We start from the raw sequence: 19,925 nt of genomic DNA, 5'->3' as shown, positions 1-19,925 counted from the left end.
CACAAAACGATATACTGGCGTTTTGACTAATGCGGCCCGTCCGTCTTCCCGCATGCTCGCACTCCTCGAACGTATCGATCCCAACAGCAGCAACATCGACCTGATGGTCGAGCTGTTCAACACCCTGCGCCCCAAGCGCGCGGCCGACGCCGAACGCGCCACGGCCAACGTCCGCACCCTCTGCCAACTGCTCAAAGGCAATCCAGAACACGCCGCCGCGCTGCGCGGCTACACCCGCAGCGTGCTGCGCGCGCGCCGCCACGCCAGCCTGTACACCGAGATCGGCGTGCTGTCGAACGACGGCTTCTTCACCGAGCTCAAGCGCCGCATCTCCTTCCGCATGTTGCCGCCGGCGCTGGGCGACGAATACCTGAGCGACGCGCTCGACCAAATCATCCACAAGAAGACCGACCACATCTGGATCGCCGCCGTCCCCGCCGCCGACTGGCTGGCCCTGCTCGACGTGGCCGGCGCGCCGGCCGCCGCCGTCCAACCCGCCCAGACCGCCGCCACCGGCAACCTGATGCTGCCCGGCCTGCTCGAGGCGATCCGCACGCTGTCCTACCGCGTCTGCGCCATCGGCCTGGAACCCAAGCTGACCAATTTCCACACCGAGATGGAGACCTACGACTCGCCCTTCATGGAGCAGAACGTCGAGGTCAACGCCTACCTGGACGGCTACAGCCGCCTGCTGGCCGGCGACGCCGACGCCATCGAGGACGCCAAGCACCTGCTGGTGATGCTCGACCAGTGCGACCTGGTAGTCGCCAAGATCCGCAAGAAGGCGCTCAGCCAGGGCACCAGCATCGCCCTGACCTACCTGCTGGTGTCGCTGAGCCAGAGCATCGACCGGCTGCGCAAGCTGTTGTTCCTGGTCGACGTGTCCGGCGAGCTGCCCAGCGCGCCGACCCTGGACCTGGCCGCCGCCTGCGCCGAGGCGATTCCCGCCACCGCCTTCGCCGCCGCCAGCAGCAGCGCCGCCGACGCCGCCCAGGCCGCCACGCCGGCGCAGCAACGCCGCGCCGCCGGCGTCGCCCTGACCCTGGAGCTGATCGAGGCGCACAACAACAAGTACGCCGTGCGCGACCTGTTCGCCGACAATATCGACCTGCTGGCGCGCAACATCACCGAGAACGCCAGCCGCACCGGCGAGCACTACGTGGCCGACAACCGCAGCCAGATGGGCGCCATGTTCCTCTCCTCGGCCGGCGCCGGCGTGGTGATCGGCTTCATGGCCCTGTTCAAGATCCTCATGTCCTACCTGCGCGCCGCGCCGCTGGTCGAGGCCTTCCTGTACAGCTTGAACTACTCGGTCGGCTTCATGTTCATCCACCTGCTGCACTTCACCGTGGCCACCAAGCAGCCGGCCATGACGGCCTCGCGCATCGCCGCCGGCCTGCACAGCAAGGACGGCCGCCACATCGACCTCGACAGCATGGCCGAGCTGATTAACAAGGTCTTCCGCACGCAGTACATGGCGGTGCTGGGCAACCTGGCCACCGCCATCCCCACCGCCTGGCTGATCGCGCTCGGCTACAAGGCCATCACCGGCAACCACCTGGTGACGCCGGACAAGGCCATGCACCTGCTGCACGACATCGACCCGATCGGCAGCCCGGCGCTGTTCTACGCCGCCATCGCCGGCGTCTGCCTGTTCGTCGCCGGCCTGATCTCCGGCTACTACGACAACCAGGCGTTGTACACCCGCTGGGCGCAGCGCATCGGCCAGCTGCGCGGCCTGGGACGCTTGATAGGCCAGCAGCGCCTGGACCGCCTCGGCCTGTACCTGGAGAACAACCTGGGCGGCCTGATGGGCAATTGCTTCTTCGGCATCCTGCTCGGCACCATCGGCACCCTGGGCTATCTGCTCGGCCTGCCGCTCGACATCCGCCACGTCACCTTCTCCTCGGCCAACTTTGCGACAGCCCTGGTCGCACTCGACCATAATATGAATTGGCAACTCGCCACCAAGTCCATCGTCGGCTTCCTGGCCATCGGCTCGGTCAACCTGGTGGTCAGTTTCGGCCTGGCGCTGTGGGTGGCGCTGCGCTCGCGCCAGGTGCGCTTCGAGCACGGCATCGCCCTGCTCAAGGTGCTGGGACGCAAATTCCTCAAGGCGCCGCTGGAGTTCTTCATCGGCGCCAAGGAAACCCCGCCGGCCCTGCCGGCGGACGAGGTTCAATCCAAGCACAAGGTTCACAGATGAACACCACGAGCGTCGCGCACTGGCTCCCGATCACACTGATGTGCTGGGCGCTGTGCGCCTGCGCTTCCCTGCCGGACGTGAGCGCCGTGCCGGCCACGCCGACGGCCGGCGCCATGCCCAGCGTCAGCGGCGTGCACGGCGTGCTCAGCGAGGAACGCGCCCGCGCCCTGCTGGCGCGGCGCTGGCCCAAGGCGACCCTGGACCAGAAGGCCCAGGCCGCGCTGGAGGAGGCAGTCACCGGCGTGCCCCTGATCGCCGGCAACAAGGCGACCCTGCTGTTCGACGGCCCGCAGACCATGGCCGAGATGCAAAAGGCGATCGCCGCCGCGCGCAACAACATCAACCTGGAAACCTACATCTTCGACCAGGACCCGCTCGGCCTGCAGTTCGCCGACCTGTTGATCGCCAAGCAGCGCGCCGGCGTCACCGTCAACATCATCTACGACAGCGTCGGCACGCTCGGCGTGCCGCAGGAGTTCTTCGAGCGCATGCGCGCGGCCGGCATCCACCTGCTCGCCTTCAACCCGGTCAACCCGGCCAAGCTGCGCGGCGAGGCCTGGAAGGTCAACAGCCGCGACCACCGCAAGCTGCTGATCGTCGACGGCAGGGTGGCCTTCACCGGCGGCATCAACATCAGCGGCACCTACGCCAAGAGCTCGCTGTTCCGCTCCAAGTCCAAGCCCACCGAGGCGTCGCAGGTGGGCTGGCGCGACACCCACATCAAGGTCGAGGGGCCGGCGGTGGCCGCCTTCCAGTGGAGCTTCGTGCGCCACTGGGCCGGCCAGGACCAGGACGACCTGCCCGAAGCCGACTACTTCCCCCAGCCGGTGATCGCCGGCGACAAGCTGATGCGCGTGCTGGCCAGCGATCCGGGCGGCCAGTTCGAGATCTTCAAGGCCTACAACCTGGCCATCCAGCAGGCCAAGAAGACCATCCACCTGACCTCGGCCTACTTCGTGCCGGACCGCCAGACGGTGGAGGCGCTGAAGGCCGCTGCCCGGCGCGGCGTCGAGGTCAGCATCGTGCTGCCGGGGGTGTCCGACAGCGGCCTGGTGTTCCACGCCGGCCACGCCTTCTACGACGAGCTGCTGGCCGCCGGCGTCAAGATCTTCCAATTGAAACTGGCCGTGTTGCACGCCAAGACCGCCGTCATCGACGGCGTCTGGGCCACCGTCGGCTCGACCAACATCGACACCCGCAGCTTCCTGCACAACAGCGAGCTGAACGTGATCGTGCTGGGCGAGGCCTTCGGCAGCGAGATGGAGCGGGCCTTCCAGGAGGACCTGCGCGACTCCGAGCGCATCACCCTGGAGCAATGGCGCGACCGTCCGCTGGGCAACCGCGTCAAGGAGTGGGCGGCGCGCTTCATGAACTACTGGCTGTGACCGGCCGGTTCGCTCAGCCAGCCAGGGTCAGACCCTAGGGTCCGACCCCAAATTGTCGCCGCTGGTTTGCCTAGCCATAGCCGGTTACCGCTCACACGTCGGCCACCGGCGCCCACAGCGCGCCGCTGCGGCGGAAGGCGGCGTGGCCGGCCGACTCGAAGCTCGCCGTCGCGGCCACCCAGGCGTAGCGCTCGACCTGGATGTGGCGGGCGTCGACGCGGATCACGTTGAAGGAGTTCGACTCGCCACGCCCCCGGGTCGAGGTCGCCGTGCCGGCCTGCACCACCAGCGCCGCGTAGCCGCCCAGCGAATAGCGCTGCGAGCTGTCGCCGCTGTGGCTGGCGTGCATGTGGCCGGCCAGCAGCAGGTCGACGCCGGACTCGGCGAAGGCCTGCATGGCCTGCGGCGCGCGCAGCACCAGGCCGTTCTCGTCGGCGCCGGCCGGCAGGTCGAAGGGATGGTGGCTGACCACGATGCGCACCACCTGCGGCGGCAACTGGGCGAAGCGGCGCTGGATCTGGCCGATCTGCTGGTGGTTGATGCGGCCGTCCTTGAAGGTCAGCGAGCGCGCCGTGTTCACCCCCAGCAGGGCGATCTCGTCGTCGACGTATTCGGGCGCCAGGTCCAGCGTGACGTGGCGCTGGTACTTGCGCAGCGGCGCGAAGAAGCGGCCGGCGACGTTGTAGAGCGGAATGTCGTGGTTGCCCGGCACCACGATCTGCGGCCCCGGCAGGGTGTCCAGAAAGGCCCGCGCGGCGATGAACTCGGCGCTGCGGGCGCGCTGCGTCAGGTCGCCGGAGACCACCAGCACGTCCGGCGCCAGCCGCGTCACCAGCGTTTGCAGCGGCGCCAGCAGGGCCTGGTCGACGCGGCCGAAATGCAAATCCGATAGATGCACCAGTGTCCGCATGGCGCCCTCCTAGGCCGGGGCCGCTGAACGGCTGGAGGCCGCTGGCGTCCGCGCGGTGGCGGCAACGCCGGCGCTGGCGTTGGCGTCGGCGCCATAGGCGTCGATGCCCGCAGCCTTGATGGCGCCGGCCTCGGCGGCCACGCTAGGCGGCACCATCACCGCCAGCGCGGCCGGCAGCGAGCGGTAGCACAGCGGCGGATGCATGATGTTGACCTCGCCGTCGGTGGCCACGCGCAGGCGCTTGTGGTGGGTCTCGATCACCAGCTCGCGCGCCAGCAACACGTCGAAGTCCTTGGCCTCGGACAAGCGGCCGCGCAGCGCGTGGAAGGCTAGCCGCAGCAGGCCCAGCCGGGTCGGCCGCTGCGCCACGTACAGGCTCAGCATGCCGCCGTCGAGCCGCGCGCGCACACCCGGGTTCAATCCCTGCATCCGGTACTCGTTGTTGCCGATGAAGACGAACGGCGTGCGCCGCACGTGCGCGTCGCCGTTGACCTTGAGCTTGACGTTGAGAAAGGGATAGCGCCGCAGCGAAGCCACCAGGGCGCGGCCGAAGGCCGGCCACTTGCCCTGCCCCAGCTTGCGCTGCAACTGCTCGCGCTGGCGCACGATGTCGGGATACAGGCCGAGGCTGGAATTGTTGAGAAAGATGCTGCCGTTGACCTCGCCCACGTCGACCTGGCAGGGCTGGCCGTGGACCAGGTTGGCGATGGCCTCGTCGAGCGCCAGCGGGATTTTCATATCCTTGGCGAAATGGTTCAAGGTGCCCAGCGGCAGCACGCCAAAGCGCACGCCACTCCCGACCAGCACCGAGGCGACGGCGTTGATGGTGCCGTCGCCGCCGCCCGCCACCACCATCGTCGCGCCCTCGTCCAGCGCCTGCTCGGCGGCGGCGATCATCTCGGCGCCGCTGTGCGCCAGCTTGAGCGTGACCGCGAAACCGGGCGCCTCCAGCTTGCCGCGCAACTGCTCGGTCCAGTCGGACTGGTAGCCCAGCCCGGCGCTGGCGTTGATGATGACGGTAATCGGACCCAGCATATTCTCCCGTTGCTCCAACATATGGTTATGACCGGTTCGGCGGCGCGGCGGCGCGGCGCCGCCGCCAAGTCGAGCAGCCGGTGATGCACAAGGCCAGCCAGCCGCAGCTTTCGACGATGCCGGCCAGCACATCGCTCAGATAATGCGCGCCCAGATACACGCGGCTGGTGGCCACCAGCGCCACCATCAGCACCGCCAGCAGCACCGCCAACACGCGCGTGCCATGGCGCCGCGCCGTCATCACCACATAACAGGCCAGAAAGCCATACAGCGCCGTGCTGGCCGCCGCGTGGCCGCTGGGAAAACTGTAGCTGGCCAAGTCCACCATCGGCGCGTCGAACACCGGACGGCTGCGCTGGTAGACGTACTTTAGCAGCACATTCAGCAGCATGCCGCCCGGGATGGTGAAGACCAGCGCCAACAACCAGTAGCGCTCACGCCTGCGCCAGAAATACCAGCCCAGCAACGCCGACAGCAGCGCCACGCTGGCCACGCTGTGTATCTGGCTGAACAGCGCCACCGCGCCGGCCAGCGGCTCGGCGGCATGCGCGTTGAACCACTGCGACACGCGCAGGTCGAGCAAGGCGATGCCCGTCTGGCCCATCACCGCGCCGGCGAGCATGCCGAACAGCGCCGTGGCCAACACCATCAACAGCACGCCGGCCGTCAAATGCAGTCCCAGTTCACCGCCCGGCGTGAACCGCGCCTCGATAAAACGCATCATTCTATTTGTTGACAAAAACTTCATTTAATTCCATTCTTCGCTGGTGTAGGCAAAAAAAACCACACAAACGCCGAGCAACTGTTTATTTATACAGTACCTGTTCATACGTACAGTAGTTATGCTATTCTGGACTCTCTCGTTCAACGCATCTCCCTCAAAGGAAACGTCATGACAACATTGAATAGCGGTTTCGGCTCCCGGTTCGGTCTGGAATATGCCCCTACTTCCTTCCTGGTCCGCATGGGCAAGCGCGAAATGCTGGTTTGCCGTGACTTCCGCAAACGCTACTACGCCGTCAACCCGCTCATCGAGTGCGACACCGGCATCGAGCCAGGCCACGTCGAGGTGCTGCTGATGCGCCGCTGGCTGCTGATCCTGTCCAAAGCCCACTAAGTTGCACTCATGGTAAGGGCAAAGCGCACCGTTGCAAGCTCGGCGGCCGGTTTTATTTGCTTCCGTCCAGACTCGCGGGACGCCGGCAAGACCCACCGGCAAAACCGAGGGTCAGACCCTGAGGGTCTGACCCTGGCTCTGCGCCCGTGGGGTTTGCCGGCATCCCCGGCGCCTCGAATCCTAAGGTAAGGGCATCAGCGCCGCCTCCCGCTCACACTGCGCGCGCAGAAAATCGCGCAGGTGCAGCACCGCCGGCGTGACCTGCGAGCGGTGCATGCACAACATGTGCAAGGGCGCCGGCTCGCCCGGCAGTTCCGGCAGCAAGATCTGCAAGCGTCCACCGCACAGATCGCCAACCACGTCCAGCCGCGACTTGTAGGCGATGCCGTGGCCGGCCATGGCCCAGCGCCGCACCACGTCGGCGTCATCGGCGCTGCGGTTGCCGCTCACACTCACCGTGCGCGGCGCCGCGCCGTTGCCACCGTAAAAGGTCCAACGTTCGTGGATGGTGTCGTCGATGGCGAAGCGCAGGCAATTGTGGCCGCGCAAGTCGTCCAAGGTGGCCGGCGCGCCGTGCGCGGCGACATAGGCCGGCGACGCCACCAACACGCGCCGGTTGTCCGCCGCCAGCGGAAAGGCGATCAGGCTGGAGTCCGCCTGCGCGCCATAGCGCAGGGCGATGTCGACCGGCTGCCGGTACAGGTCGGACAGGCGGTCGCTGACGCTGAGCTGGTAGTTGATCTGCGGATAGCGCGCCTGGAAGGCGTCCAGCCAGCCGAGCAGGATATTCCTCCCCATGTCCGACGGCATCGAAATCTTCAAGGTGCCGCCGAACGATTCCTTGCCCTGGATCAGCGCCTGATGGCCCTCGCTGAGCAGGCGCAGCGCCTCGCGCGCATGCAACAGGTAGTGCTCGCCCTCCTCCGTCAGCCGCAGCGAGCGCGTGGTGCGCGCCACCAGATGCAAGCCCAGCGCGCCCTCCAGCCGCTTCAGCGCGGCGCTGGCCAGCGCCGGCGAAATCTCCAGCTCGCGCGCGGCGGCCGACAAGCTACCGCGCTCGGCGGTGCGGACAAACACGGTCAAATCATCAAGCCGCAGCAATTTTCTTCATTCCTTTGAAAGTGTTTCGTTGTTTGGCATCTTTTTCTTTCCAGACAAATAAATGATGATACGCCAAACCACCCACCCAGGAGCAAACATGAAAGCCGTCGCCTACCGCCATTCCCACCCCATCGACCACCCGCAGGCGCTACTCGACGTCGAGCTGCCCGAGCCGCAGGCGCTGGGCCGCGACCTGCTGGTCGAGGTCAAGGCCGTCTCGGTCAACCCGGTCGACATCAAGGTGCGCCTCGCCGCCGCGCCGGCCGAGGGCGAAAGCCGCGTGCTCGGCTTCGACGCCGCCGGCATCGTCAAGGCGGTCGGCCCCGACGTGACGCTGTTCAAACCGGGCGACCAGGTCTGGTACGCCGGCTCGCGCACCCGCCAGGGCAGCAACAGCGAGTTCCAGCTGGTCGACGAGCGCATCGTCGGCCACAAGCCGGCCACCTTGGACTTCGGCCGCGCCGCCGCGCTGCCACTGACCGGCATCACCGCCTGGGAATTGTTGTTCGAGCGACTGCAGGTGAGCCGCGACAAGGGCCGGCGCGGCCAAACGCTGCTGGTGGTCGGCGCGGCCGGCGGCGTCGGCTCCATCCTGGTGCAACTGGCGCGCCAGTTGACCGGCCTGAATATCGTCGCCACCGCCTCGCGGCCGGAAACCACGGAGTGGGTCAAGCAACAGGGCGCCCACCACGTGATCGACCACAGCCGGCCATTGGACGAGGAAATGCAGCGCCTGGACCTGCCGCAGCCCGACTACGTGATCAGCTTGAACCAGACCGAGCAGCATTGGCCGGCCATCGTCAAGCTGGTGGCGCCGCAGGGGAAGATCGCACTGATCGACGACCCGCTCGCGCTGAACGTGATGCCGCTCAAGCCCAAGAGCGTGTCGCTGCACTGGGAATCGATGTTCACCCGCTCGATGTTCGAAACGGCCGACATGCAAAAGCAGCACGATCTGCTCAACGACCTGGCGCAACTGGTGGACAGCGGCGTGATCAAAACCACGCTGGCCGAGCGGCTCGGCACGATCAACGCGGCCAACCTCAAGCGCGCCCACGCTCTGCTCGAGGGCGGCCGCATGAAGGGCAAGATCGTGCTGGAAGGTTTCTAGGCGCCGGCGCCGGCGCTCTGCTGCTGGCGCAACAAGGCGATGGCCACCTGGTCGTGCGTGGCCAGCAACTCCTGCATCACGCCGGCCGAGGAGTAGGAGTCCTCCAGCACGCGCAGGAAGGCGTGCTGGCGGCGCAGCAACCCGGCCGAGCTGAAGCCGAGCCGCTCGAACATCCGCGCCACGTCCAGACACACCTCGCGCAACTCCCACAACACCTTGCGGGTCGACTCCAGATCGGCGTGCAGGCCCTTGTCGATATCGATCAACTCGGTTTGCGCCGGCCCCTCGCGCCCCATCTCCTGCAAGGTGCCGCGCCAGCGGCGGATCTTTTCGCCGATGCGGCCGATGCGGGCGATTTTCTCGTCGAGCAATTTGCAGTAGTACCAACACAAACACCCCACCGGCAGCCGCGCCAGAAAGCTCGGCAGGCCGATGGAACGCATGCCCAGTTCTATTTTTTTGACGGTGCGAAGCAACTGCACGATGCTGACGCTGATCGACGAGGGACGCATGATGACACTCCAAGACGCGGCGAAAAAGACGAGCGGGGATCAGCAGCTACAGTAGCAAAGGATGGGGCGGGGGAATGGCCGTGTCACGCACGGCCTTTGAGGCGGCTTAAGAAAGCGCCGAATCTGCCTGCCCCGGCGTGGCGCCGGGGCAACTAGATTTCCTACTCGACAGCGTCGATGGCCGCGACCGCCTTGGCCGACTCCGGGTTGCGCAGCATCGCCTTGATGCCGCGCAGGCCCTGGCGGATGCGCGCCTCGTTCTCGATCAGCGCGAAGCGCACATACTCGTCGCCGTACTCGCCGAAGCCGATGCCGGGCGAGACGCAAACCTTGGCCTCGGCCAGCAGGCGCTTGGCGAATTCCAACGAGCCGAGGTGGCGGTAGGCCTCGGGAATCAGCGCCCAGATGTACATCGAAGCCTTGGGTTTTTCCACCGGCCAGCCGGCCTCGAGCAGCCCCTTGACCAGCACGTCACGCCGGCTCTGGTATTGCGCCACGATGTCGCTGACGCAACTCTGGTCGCCCTCCAGCGCGGCGATGGCCGCCACCTGCACCGGCGTGAAGCTGCCGTAGTCGTGGTAGCTCTTGATGCGCGCCAGCGCCGACACCAGCTCCTTGTTGCCGACCATGAAGCCGATGCGCCAGCCCGCCATGTTGTAGCTCTTCGACATGGTGAAGAACTCCACCGCCACCTCGCGCGCGCCGGGCACCTGCATGATCGACGGCGCCTTGTAGCCGTCGAAGGTGATGTCGGCGTAGGCCAGGTCGTGTACCACCAAAATATTGTGCAGCTTGGCCAGCGCCACCACGCGCTCGAAGAACTCCAGCTCGACGCACTGCGCCGTCGGGTTCGAGGGGAAGCCGAGCACCATCATCTTCGGCTTCGGATAGCTCTCCCGGATCGCCCGCTCCAGCTCGGCGAAAAAGTCGACGCCGGGCGTCATGCGCACCGAGCGGATGTCGGCGCCGGCGATCACCGCGCCCCAGATGTGGATCGGGTAGCTCGGGTTGGGCACCAGCACGGTGTCGCCGCGGTCCAGCGTGGCAAGCATCAGGTGGGCCAGGCCCTCCTTCGAGCCGATGGTGACGATGGCCTCCGATTCCGGATCGAACTCGACGTCGTAGCGCGTCTTGTACCACTTGGTGATGGCGCGGCGCAGCCGGGGTATGCCCTTCGAGGCGGAGTAGCCGTGGGTGTCCGGCCGCTTGGCCGTTTCCACCAGCTTGTCGACGATGTGGGCCGGGGTGGCGCCGTCGGGGTTGCCCATCGACATGTCGATGATGTCCTCGCCACGGCGGCGGGCGGCCATCTTCAGTTCGGCGGTGATGTTGAAAACGTAGGGGGGCAGGCGATTGATGCGCGAAAAGCTGCGCGGAGCTTGGGATTGAGTCATGGAATGGTCTTCACGTAAGCGCCCGGAACCGTCCGAGCGACGCAGGCGCATGTGTTGCGCCTTAATTAATACTAGCCGAACGATCAAAGTCTTGGCAATTATTTTTTACAGCAACTTGATCTATGTTAATCCGCAAAGCCACAAAGCATGGCTATCCACCCGCTACGCCGCCTAAAATACTCGATTTTTCGCGTTTTATTGAAAGCCACTTATGCTTCGCGCTCCAGAATTACTCTTGCCGGCCGGTTCCCTGGCAAAAATGCACGCCGCCTTCGACTTCGGCGCCGACGCCGTCTACGCCGGCCAGCCGCGCTACAGCCTGCGCGTGCGCAACAATGAATTCTCCCGCGCCGAAGTGCTGGAGCAGGGCATCGCCCAGGCCCACGCGCGCGGCAAGCAGTTCTTCGTCGCAAGCAACATCTTCGCCCACAACTCCAAGCTCAAGACCTATCTGCGCGACATGGAACCGGTCCTGGCCATGAAGCCGGACGCGCTGATCATGGCCGATCCCGGCCTGATCATGATGGTGCGCGACAAGTGGCCGGACATGCCGGTCCACCTGTCGGTGCAGGCCAACGCCGTCAACTGGGCCGACGTCAAGTTCTGGCACCGCATGGGCCTGACCCGGGTGATCCTGTCGCGCGAGCTGTCGCTCGACGAGATCGAGGAAATCCGCCAGACCTGCCCCGAGATGGAGCTGGAGGTGTTCGTCCACGGCGCCCTGTGCATCGCCTACTCCGGCCGCTGCCTGCTGTCGGGCTACTTCAACCACCGCGACCCCAACCAAGGCAGTTGCACCAATTCCTGTCGCTGGGACTACAAGGTGATGAACGCCGACGAGGACGCCAGCGGCGACCTGGCCCGCATCGCCCCCGAGACCATCGGCTTCAACTACCGCCAGGCGCTCAACGAGGCCGACGAGTCGTTCTCGGCGATGGGCGACATCAAGCGCCACCCGCTGGCCGACCGCGCCTACCTGATCGAGGAGGCCGAGCGGCCCGGCCAGCTGATGCCGATCATGGAGGACGAGCACGGCACCTACATCATGAACTCGAAGGACTTGCGCGCCGTCGAGCACATCGAGCGCCTGGTCAAGATCGGCGTCGACTCGCTGAAGATCGAAGGCCGCACCAAGTCGCTGTATTACGCCGCGCGCACCGCCCAGGTCTACCGCCACGCCATCGACGACGCCGTCGCCGGCCGGCCCTTCAATATGGACCTGCTGGGCCAGCTGCAAGGCCTGGCCAACCGTGGCTACACCGACGGCTTCTACGAGCGCCACCACACCCAGGACCACCAGAACTACATGGCCGGCGCCTCCGAGCTGCACCGCAGCCAGTACGTCGGCGACGTGCAGGGCGTGCAGGACGGCTGGGCCGAGATCGACGTCAAGAACCGCTTCGCCGTCGGCGACCAGCTGGAGGTGATCCACCCGAGCGGCAACCAGATGGTGCGCATCGAGCAGATGCGCGCGCTCGACGGCAGCGCCATCGAGGTGGCGCCGGGCAGCGGCCACCGCGTCCGCATTGCCCTCGACCAGCGCTACGACAAGGCGCTGCTGGCGCGCATGCTGTAGCTCATCGACAAAGCCGCGCCTTAACCCGCAAGGCGGCTGAAAGGGGTCAGACCCCGTACGGGGTCTGACCCCGGCGTCCGGGGTGCGGGGTCAACGCTCAATCAAGCCACCACGCCACCGCGCAAGGCCGGCGCCCCCGCCTGCACAAACAGCGCCCGCTCGGCCTGGCGCCGCCGCGTCAAGCCCGCCACCACCGCGCCGCCGGCCTTGTTCCACAACAAGAAGCTATCGGCCGCCGCGTCGAACTCCTGGCGCGCGATGTGGCGGCACACCGAGCTGGCGCCAAACGCGCCCAGGCCCACGTTGTAGGCCAGCGAAGTGCAGGCGGCCAACCGAGCCGGCGGCTCCAAATGCAGCGCCGGACAGCGCCGCAGCACCGCCAACTGAAACTGCGCCACGCGCCGCCGCAGCACCTCGTCGGCCCGCTCCTGGCTCCACACCATGCCCTCCCTCACGTCCAGCGTTTCGCCCCAGCCGATGGTCCACACGCCGACCATGTCGCGGTAGGCGTGCAGGCGGCAGCCCTCGAAGGCGCGGATCAGCCGCAGCGCCATCGGCAGCGCGGCGCCGTCCCCGATGAGCGCGGCGCTCATTTGCGCTTGTCGAACACGCGTCCGACGAACCAGAACGCCAGGACGCCGGACAGGATGGCGCGGTCCTCGGCGTCGTAAATTTTCAAGATCGCCTCCCAGCCGCCGATGCCGGCGCGCTGCGCCACCATGAACATGGCCAGCTTGGCCAGGCCGTACAACAGCAGCACGTAGTAGGTGGCCAACGGCCGCACGAGGAAGTTCAGCGCATCGGCCCACCAGATGCCGAGTGGCTGCATCTGGCCGGCCAGCGCGTCCTTCTGCGCGTCGAGCAGGGCCAGCGTCTCCTCGACGCCGCCGCGATACTCCACCAGCGCCTGCTGGCTGGCGGCGCGGCTCTGCTCCAACTGGAACTGGCGCTCCAACATGGCCAGCTCGTGGGCGTTGTCGGTCTTCTTGTGCAGGAAGCCGAACAGCTCGGGAAGCAGGCGCAGCAGCCCGCCGCCCAGCATGGACAACAAAGACAAAATCATGGTGCATCCTTTCGATCGTTGAATGACATGGGACGGCGCTGCGGCAGCACATAGCAGGCCAGCGCCACCACCAGCGCGACGCCGCCCAATGATGGCGATGGCGTGCGCTCAAAGGCCGGGCTAATCACCACGTCCAGCGCGGCCGTGGTCAGCAGCAGCCAGGCCAGCCGGCTGCGCAGCGTGGTGTGGCGTCCCATGTGGTTGATGGTGAAGAACAGGCCCTTGCAGAGGATCAGCGTGGCCGCGCCCAGGTAAATAGCCAGCAGCATCACTGACCTCCAATGAAGGAGCGCAGCCGCTTCAAGCCGGCCGGGATCAGCACCTGGGCGGCGATGCCGAGCGCGGCGCCGCCGGCGATGCGGGTGAAGTCGCCCACGCCTTGCAGCCAGGGCAGGTAATGCAGCGCCGCCACCGCGATGACCGGCGCGAAGAAACCGGCCAGCAGCGCCGAGCCGGCCACGGTGCCGACGATCTTCGGCGCCGACATCGGCGGCAGGTAGGAAAGCGACACCAGGCCGCCAAAAAAACCGGCCAGCAGCGCGTCGTACTGCACGCCGAACACCGAGCCGCTGAGGGTGATGGTGCCGGCGGCGATGGCGATGGAGGCCGTCGAACTTGCGGGTTCAGCCATGAGTTTTCCTTTCAATGAGTGGGTAGGAGCCCAACTGCGGGCCAGCGTCGGACAGGCACGGGCGGGCGGCACGGGCGGGCGCCGACGCTATCCGGCGGCCACCAACTCCTTGTTTCCCGCCGCGCGCGGCCCCTGCCCCGCCTTGGCCTTGCCCAGGTTGCCGGCGTTGAGCACGACCTGCATGCGCCAGGAGTCGTGCGCGTAGCTGTGGCTGACCGACTCGACCAGGTAGTCGCCGTCCACCTCCGGCTTCAGCCCGGCGATGCCGATGATGCGTTCGGCGCCGATGTCGGCCCGCCCCATCAGGTTCAGCGTGCCGCTGGCGGTGGCGCGGTTCAGCGCCGTCATGCGCGACTGTGCGGCCGCCTTGGCGGTGGCCGCGTCGGCGTAGGGATGGCGGTCGCTGTGCACGGCGCCGCCGTCCGGCCCCGGCGCCGGATTGGCCACCTCCTGCTCGACCAGCTTGGCCTGGCCGGCGTCGTGCGAGCCGGTCTTGACCGAGTCGAAACCGCTGCGGTCGGCGAAGGTGAAGCTGTAGCGCGTCAGCTGCTCGGCGCGCAACACCAGCTTGGGCGGCAGCGCTCCGCTGGCCGTCTTGCCGGCGCCGCGCGGCAGCACCAGCAAGGCGCCGTTCTTGACGGTGGCGGTGGCGCCGTGCAGCCGCGCCAGCCGCGTGAGGAAGTGCAGATCGCTCTCGCCAACCTGGTCGAGCCGCGCCACCGCCGCCTTTACCTCGCACACCGCGCGCCAGCCGTGGCGCGCCGCCACCGTGGCGACAACGGCCGCCAGCGTAGTCTTCTCGTAACCGGCGTGGCGCTGGCTCTTGGCGCTCTGCCGCAGGTCGGCGCCCTTGCCACGGATGATCACGCAGGCCGGCGGCCCCTCCATCACCACCTCGTCGATCTTGAAGCTGCCCAGCAGGTTCAAGCCCTGGCCGGCCCAGCCCAGCGAGATGGCCAGGGTGGCACCCTTGGCCGGCAGGGCCAGCTTGCCGCCCCGGTCGTCGAGGCGGATCTCGCAGGTGTCCGCCTCCAGGCCGGTCTTGTCGCTCAGGTGCAGCTCCAGCAGGCGGTCGCGCAGCAGGTCGGTGATGTTCTGCCCGTTGGCGACGATGTCAAATTCGGCTCGCATGCGCCCTCCTCAATTCCACAGCTGGATCACGTCGCTGCGCCGCGCCGGCAGCGCCGGCAGCAGCATCGTCAGGCCGGCGGCGAACGGCTGCGGCTGCGCCGCCAGGCCGGGATTGGCGGCGTACACCGCCTCCACGCTGCCGGCCACGAAGCCGTAGTGGTCCTGGCAGATCGTGTCGAGCACGTCGCCGTCACAGGTTCTGATAATCGTCGCCATAGCGTTTGAACTCCATCGAGAAGGTTTGTTTGCGCGCCGCGCCGTTGGCCAGCAGACCGTCCTGCTCCTCCGACAGCGACACCATGTACCAGCGGCCCAGCACCTCGCCGTAGCCGGTGGTCAGCAGCAGCGGCCGGGTGGCGCCGCCGATGGCGCGCAGCTTGTCGAGCTCCTTGCGGCCGGTGTTGAGCGTGGTGAAGATCACGCCGTTCAGCGACAGCGACTCGCCGCCCTTGCCCACCGCCTGCAGCGCGTCCTGCCGGTTCAGCCGCTCCTGCGCGGCGACCGTGTAGTTGGTCTGCCGCTTGAGGCCCTGGAAGCTGGCGTTGGACAGGCCGAAGCTGTAGCTCGAACCGTCCTCCGCGCTCAGCACCAGCATGTGCGGCGTGGCAGCCGTGGCGTCCGCCGCCGCGCCGGCCGCCTCGCCGGCCGCGCCCTCCCCCTTGCTCTTCAGGCCCAGCGAGGACAGCGCCGCCGCCACCGGCGCCGGCGCCTTGCCGCCCAAGCCCGTCAGCGCGGTTAAGGCCTTGCGCAGGCCACCCACCGCGCCGGCCAGCTTGGCGGCTGCCGCCTTGACCAGCGCCACCTTGCTGTTGATGAGCTTGCCGGCGGCGCTGCCCAACATGGCCAGGCCGCGCTCGACCACGGCGCCGTCGAGCAGCGGCAGCACGCGGTTCATCGTCGCCGTGGCGCTCTTGACCAGCGCCGTGGCGTGCTCGATGTGGCCGACGGCCAGCGCCGCCAGCTTGCCCGCCTGGGCGATTTTTCCATCCACCAGCTGCTCGACCCGGCGCGCCCTTTCGGTGGCGCGGCCGATCTCGCTGGTGGCCCGATTGACCAACTCTTTGACATCCATGATTGCTCCTTAAACGTGTACGCCGTCGAACAGCGCGGTGCGCGCCTGGCCGGCGCGCAGCTCGTCCATCAAGCGCTGCAGATGCGGCATCAGCTCGCGCGCGATCGATGCCGGTTCCTTGACGTCGCCCTGCACCGTGACCGTGATGGCCGGCGCGAAGTGGATGGCGGGCGCGGCGGCCGGCGGCGCCGGAGGACCACGCAGCAGTGCCGCCGGCGGATTCTGCAGCACGCCCTGCAAGGCGCTCTGCACCGCCGCCGCGCGGGCGGCGGCGGCCAGCGCCTCCGGCGCGCCGCCAGGCAGAGGACCGTTCGCCGGGCCGGCTTGGCCAAGCTGCCACGGCGCCGTCAAGCCGGCTGCGGCGCCTGTGGCGGTACTGGCTTTCGGCTCGGGCTTCTTGTCGCCAAACAGCGCCTTGGCCGCAGCCCCCACCCATTTCTCGCCACCCCAAGCACCCAGCGCACCCACCACGGCGGCGCCAGCCAGTATGCCGAACGGGCCGGCGACCGTGCCGATCGCCGCGCCAACCTTCGCGCCGAGCATGCCACCGGCCAGTGCGCCGGCGGCGCCGCCGTAGCCCTCCGCCTTCTGGCCCTTGGTCTTGGCGTCGCGGTAGGTTTGATAGGCCTGCAGCGCGCCGCCGGCCATTGCCGCCGCGCCGCCCAGCCGGCCCGCGTACGGCGCGAGGCGCCCCGCCAAGCCGCCCGCCGCACCGGCCGCCGAGCGCAGCGACAACGCGGCGGCACCGCCGACGCGGCCCAACAAGCGTCCGCCCACGCCGGCGGCGCCCCGGCCCAGACGCAGCGCGCCCCGTCCCAGGCTGGCCGCATTGCGCCCGATGCTGCCGGCCGCGCTGCGACCCAGGCTGAGCGCGCCCCGTCCCAAGCCGGCGGCGCCGCGACCGAGGCGGCCAAGGCCGCCGGCCGTGGCACGGGCCGCCCTCATGGCGCTGCGGCCGATGCCGCCAAACACCCGACCGCCCAAACCGAGCGCGCGCCGGCCCAGCGCCGCCACGCCGCGCCCCATGCGGCCGAGCCGGACGGCGGCGCGCCGGCGCATGCGGCGCAAGCCGCCCGTACGCCGCTTCTTCTTATTGCCCTGGCGCTCGCCGTCGCCGTCCTCCGGGCCGGACGCGTCGGCGCCATCGCCGCCATCGCCGCCGTCGCCATCACCGCCGCCACAGCACTTCCCGACCGGCCAGTTGGTCACGTAGACGCGCTGCACGCCGCCGCTCTTTGCCGCCTCGTCTTCGCCGGCGCCGGCCGCGCCGGCCGCCTTCTTCTTCCGGCCGAAGATGCCGCCGAGCAGAACCTCGCCGGTGCCGCGCGCCATGTCGACGCCGCTTTTTGCCAGCTTGTAGGCGGCGAGCGCGCCCACCACGCCCACCAGTCCCGCCGTCACGTTGGGCCAGGCCTTGGCCAGCTCGGCGGCGCCGTTGCTCAGGTCGGTCAGCACCACGGCCACCTTGTCGCTGTAGGGCCGCAGCGCGTCGCCGACGTTGATGAGCAGCTGGCCCGAGGCGGCGTCCAAGGCGCCCCACTTGTTCTTGGAGCTGCTGCGCGCGTCGCCAAAGTCCTTGTCGAGATGCTCCTCGACCGGCTGTGCCGCGGCGGCCGGCGCCACCTTGTCCAGCTGCGCCCGGGCGCGCGCCAGCGAGGCCGCCGTGTCGACCGACACGGCCTGGCCGGTCTTCTTGTCCTTGCCGCGCGCCTGCTCGCGCAGCTTCACCAGTTGTTCCTTGACCTCCCTGGCCGCCGCCTCGGGCGAGTCGGCCGTCTTCAGGCTGCGCTCCAGCATGGACGCCAGCCGCTGCGGCGCCGCCTGGCCGTGCACGCCCAGCTTGTTCATCTCGGCCAGCAGGGCCGGCATGGTCTTGGCCAGCGCGCCCAGGTCGACCTTGTTGCGCTGGCCCATGTCGACGATGCCGTTGAGCGCCTGGCGCATCTCGGCCGGCGAGTTGATGTTGGCCTGCTGCGCCAGCGCGCCCATCAACTTGGCGCTGTCGTCCATCGACACGCCCTGGCCCACCGCGAAGCGCGTCAACAGCGGCGCCATGTCCAGTGCCTGCTTGCCATCGAGGTGGGGGTTGATCATCTTGCCGACCGCGCCGGCCAGCTCGTTGCTGTTGACGCCGGCCTGGCGCGCCTCCAGCGCCAGCCGCGCCGCCACGCGCGCCTCGCCGGCCGCGCCGCTGGCGCCGGCCTCGTTGGCGATCGCCCGCACCGACACCTGGTACTCGGCCGAGGCGTTCACCGCCCCCATCACCGCCTTGCCCAGGGTGGACAGCTCGCCCAGCGCCTCCTTGCCCTCCTTCATACTCGCGCCGATGCGCTCGTAGCCCTGCGCCTGCAAGCGCAGGCCCTTCACCTGGCGGTCCGCCTCGCCGGCCGTCTTGGCCAGCTGCTCGGCCGCCTTCTTGGCCTTGGCGCCGCGCGCCTCGGCGTCGCCGAAGACGCGGCCCAGGCCGAGCTTCAGCCCGTCCGCGACCAGCGCGGCCGCTTGTTCCGTATTGTTCGCCATATGCGTTCGCCTGTTCCTCTTGTGTGTGTCATCCAGGCGGCCGTGGCGGGCCGCCCGTCCCCTGCGGGATCAGGCCGGCTCCTCCAGCCACCACAACATGTCGTCCAGCGTCATCCGCTCTATCTCGGCGGGCTGGAAGCGGCACTCAAGCGCCAGCCGCCGCGCCAAGGTCCGCAGCTGCTCCAGGCTCAGCTGCAGGATCGGAAAGGAGGCGAAAATAGCCGTCCTGCACGCGGTTGTAGTCGCTCAACTTGAGCTGCTCCAGGTCGGCCGGCGCCACCTGCGCCAGGCTGGCGAACAGCGCCAGCTCGCGCTCCTCGACGTCGGACGGGTGCAGCTTCTGCGCGCCGCGCATGTCGCGCACGGTCGGCGCGCGCAGCTGCAGCTGGTTGGTCTTGACGCCGTTGAAGCTCTCCGGCCGCGACAGCGTGACGGTGACGATGTCGACGCCCTGGCGCAGCCAGGACGGGTTGTTGGTGTGTTCCATGTGGTCCTCGAATTGAAAATGGGTTCTGCGTGAGGCGCCGGCGGGCGGGCAAACCCCAGCGGCGCAAACCAGGGGTCTGACCCCGTACGGGGTCAGACCCCGGCTCCTCGCCGTTGGGGGTTGCTAGGCCGCTCCCGGCGCCTTTGCCTTACGACGCGACGCCGGCGCTTACACGCCCAGCGCGGCGCGCACCTTGGTCAGCTGGTCCTGGCCGTTGATGACGCGGATGCCGGCCACCGGATCGATCTCGATGACGGCCTTGCCGTCCACTTCCAGCTTGTAGTAGCTGCAGTTGACGTTGTACTTGGTCTCGGCCTTGTCGCCGGCCTTCCAGTCGCCCATGTCGACCTCCTGCAGCATGCCCTGGAAGGTGGCCACGGCGGCGACCACGGCGCCCTTCTGGTCCTTGAAGGCGCCACGGAACACGCCGTGGAAGGAGGACTGGTCGGCCAGGCCGAAGTAGGCCAGCACGTCCGGCGCCACGCCGGTCATCGAGAAGGCGGCGTCGAGCGCCTCCAGGCCCATGTCCATCTTGACCGGCGCGTCCATGCCGCCGGCACGGTAGTCCTCGGTCTTGACCTTCAGCTTGGGCAGGGTGAGTTGGGAGGCCACGCCGGCGTAGCTGTCGGCACCGACGAACAGGTTGAAGTTGTAGAGGGTTTGAGGAATCATGT

21 protein-coding genes are annotated in these 19,925 nt (G+C 68.2%); 5 read left to right on the top strand and 16 right to left on the bottom strand.

From position 1 onward, the window contains the following. The first annotated feature begins 52 nt into the window (after positions 1-52). Positions 53-2,206 (top strand): site-specific recombinase, encoded by a 2,154-nt coding sequence (locus BM252_RS14665; protein ID WP_093388412.1) that lies wholly within the window; start codon positions 53-55, stop codon positions 2,204-2,206. Then, positions 2,203-3,591, top strand: a complete 1,389-nt coding sequence (cls, locus tag BM252_RS14660) for a cardiolipin synthase (RefSeq protein ID WP_093388411.1) — start codon at positions 2,203-2,205, stop codon at positions 3,589-3,591. Before BM252_RS14665 ends, cls begins: the two co-directional genes overlap by 4 nt. Before the next feature lie 91 nt (positions 3,592-3,682). Here cls and BM252_RS14655 read toward each other — a convergent pair whose 3' ends face one another. Genes BM252_RS14655 through BM252_RS14645 form a run of 3 tightly spaced genes read right to left on the bottom strand, consistent with a single transcriptional unit; the run spans position 3,683 to position 6,260 of the window. Beyond that, on the bottom strand, positions 3,683-4,501 hold the full coding sequence (locus BM252_RS14655; RefSeq protein WP_093388410.1) for a metallophosphoesterase family protein: 819 nt from the start codon (positions 4,499-4,501) through the stop codon (positions 3,683-3,685). A 9-nt stretch (positions 4,502-4,510) separates the two neighbouring features. Continuing rightward, positions 4,511-5,536 (bottom strand): diacylglycerol/lipid kinase family protein, encoded by a 1,026-nt coding sequence (locus BM252_RS14650; RefSeq protein WP_093388409.1) that lies wholly within the window; start codon positions 5,534-5,536, stop codon positions 4,511-4,513. Between the two features lie 25 nt (positions 5,537-5,561). Continuing rightward, positions 5,562-6,260, bottom strand: coding sequence for a phosphatase PAP2 family protein (locus BM252_RS14645; RefSeq protein WP_245774262.1), 699 nt, complete (start codon positions 6,258-6,260; stop codon positions 5,562-5,564). Positions 6,261-6,428: 168 nt separating this feature from the next. Here BM252_RS14645 and BM252_RS14640 point away from each other — a divergent pair, with 168 nt between their 5' ends. Next, on the top strand, positions 6,429-6,653 hold the full coding sequence (locus BM252_RS14640; RefSeq protein ID WP_093388407.1) for a hypothetical protein: 225 nt from the start codon (positions 6,429-6,431) through the stop codon (positions 6,651-6,653). 180 nt (positions 6,654-6,833) lie between these two features. On the opposite strand, the gene BM252_RS14635 is transcribed toward BM252_RS14640, so the two are convergent. After that, positions 6,834-7,754, bottom strand: a complete 921-nt coding sequence (locus tag BM252_RS14635) for a LysR family transcriptional regulator (protein ID WP_093388406.1) — start codon at positions 7,752-7,754, stop codon at positions 6,834-6,836. Between the two features lie 97 nt (positions 7,755-7,851). Here BM252_RS14635 and BM252_RS14630 point away from each other — a divergent pair, with 97 nt between their 5' ends. Further along, on the top strand, positions 7,852-8,865 hold the full coding sequence (locus tag BM252_RS14630; protein WP_093388405.1) for a zinc-binding alcohol dehydrogenase family protein: 1,014 nt from the start codon (positions 7,852-7,854) through the stop codon (positions 8,863-8,865). Here the strand turns inward: BM252_RS14630 and BM252_RS14625 are convergent. Together BM252_RS14625 and alaC are read right to left on the bottom strand one after the other, a co-directional pair. Continuing rightward, positions 8,862-9,377: a hypothetical protein gene (locus tag BM252_RS14625; RefSeq protein ID WP_093388404.1), complete on the bottom strand. Its 516-nt coding sequence runs from the start codon at positions 9,375-9,377 to the stop codon at positions 8,862-8,864. The two genes, BM252_RS14630 and BM252_RS14625, sit on opposite strands and share 4 nt — an antisense overlap. A 161-nt stretch (positions 9,378-9,538) precedes the next feature. Further along, positions 9,539-10,771 (bottom strand): alanine transaminase, encoded by a 1,233-nt coding sequence (gene alaC / locus BM252_RS14620; protein ID WP_093388403.1) that lies wholly within the window; start codon positions 10,769-10,771, stop codon positions 9,539-9,541. 211 nt (positions 10,772-10,982) lie between these two features. Between alaC and trhP the strand changes: the two genes are divergently transcribed. Then, positions 10,983-12,347: a prephenate-dependent tRNA uridine(34) hydroxylase TrhP gene (gene trhP / locus BM252_RS14615; RefSeq protein ID WP_093388402.1), complete on the top strand. Its 1,365-nt coding sequence runs from the start codon at positions 10,983-10,985 to the stop codon at positions 12,345-12,347. A gap of 101 nt (positions 12,348-12,448) precedes the next feature. On the opposite strand, the gene BM252_RS31045 is transcribed toward trhP, so the two are convergent. From BM252_RS31045 to BM252_RS14570, 10 genes are all read right to left on the bottom strand, one after another. Then, positions 12,449-12,940: a lysozyme gene (locus tag BM252_RS31045; protein WP_174900535.1), complete on the bottom strand. Its 492-nt coding sequence runs from the start codon at positions 12,938-12,940 to the stop codon at positions 12,449-12,451. Beyond that, on the bottom strand, positions 12,937-13,410 hold the full coding sequence (locus tag BM252_RS31040) for a hypothetical protein (protein WP_174900534.1): 474 nt from the start codon (positions 13,408-13,410) through the stop codon (positions 12,937-12,939). Before BM252_RS31040 ends, BM252_RS31045 begins: the two co-directional genes overlap by 4 nt. Continuing rightward, positions 13,407-13,679 carry a hypothetical protein gene (locus tag BM252_RS14605; protein ID WP_093388401.1) on the bottom strand — a complete coding sequence of 91 codons (273 nt, stop codon included), beginning with the start codon at positions 13,677-13,679 and terminating at the stop codon, positions 13,407-13,409. Before BM252_RS14605 ends, BM252_RS31040 begins: the two co-directional genes overlap by 4 nt. Then, a complete protein-coding gene (locus tag BM252_RS14600; RefSeq protein WP_093388400.1) occupies positions 13,679-14,041 on the bottom strand; it encodes a hypothetical protein in 363 nt (120 codons plus the stop codon). The genes BM252_RS14605 and BM252_RS14600 overlap by 1 nt, the downstream gene beginning before the upstream one ends. A gap of 87 nt (positions 14,042-14,128) precedes the next feature. Then, positions 14,129-15,172 (bottom strand): phage late control D family protein, encoded by a 1,044-nt coding sequence (locus BM252_RS14595; RefSeq protein ID WP_093388399.1) that lies wholly within the window; start codon positions 15,170-15,172, stop codon positions 14,129-14,131. Positions 15,173-15,181: 9 nt separating this feature from the next. After that, on the bottom strand, positions 15,182-15,388 hold the full coding sequence (locus tag BM252_RS14590) for a tail protein X (RefSeq protein ID WP_093388398.1): 207 nt from the start codon (positions 15,386-15,388) through the stop codon (positions 15,182-15,184). Continuing rightward, entirely contained in the window at positions 15,363-16,244 is an 882-nt protein-coding gene (locus BM252_RS14585; protein ID WP_093388397.1) for a phage tail protein, read from the bottom strand. Before BM252_RS14585 ends, BM252_RS14590 begins: the two co-directional genes overlap by 26 nt. A gap of 9 nt (positions 16,245-16,253) precedes the next feature. Continuing rightward, positions 16,254-18,764, bottom strand: coding sequence for a phage tail tape measure protein (locus BM252_RS14580; protein WP_093388396.1), 2,511 nt, complete (start codon positions 18,762-18,764; stop codon positions 16,254-16,256). 145 nt (positions 18,765-18,909) lie between these two features. Beyond that, on the bottom strand, positions 18,910-19,251 hold the full coding sequence (locus BM252_RS14575) for a phage tail assembly protein (protein ID WP_093388395.1): 342 nt from the start codon (positions 19,249-19,251) through the stop codon (positions 18,910-18,912). Between the two features lie 168 nt (positions 19,252-19,419). Then, on the bottom strand, positions 19,420-19,923 hold the full coding sequence (locus BM252_RS14570) for a phage major tail tube protein (RefSeq protein WP_093388394.1): 504 nt from the start codon (positions 19,921-19,923) through the stop codon (positions 19,420-19,422). Positions 19,924-19,925: the final 2 nt, after the last annotated feature.

Source organism: Rugamonas rubra (genome assembly GCF_900114705.1).
Taxonomy (GTDB): Bacteria; Pseudomonadota; Gammaproteobacteria; order Burkholderiales; family Burkholderiaceae_D; genus Rugamonas; species Rugamonas rubra.
This window is presented reverse-complemented; position numbering and strand designations above follow the sequence as displayed.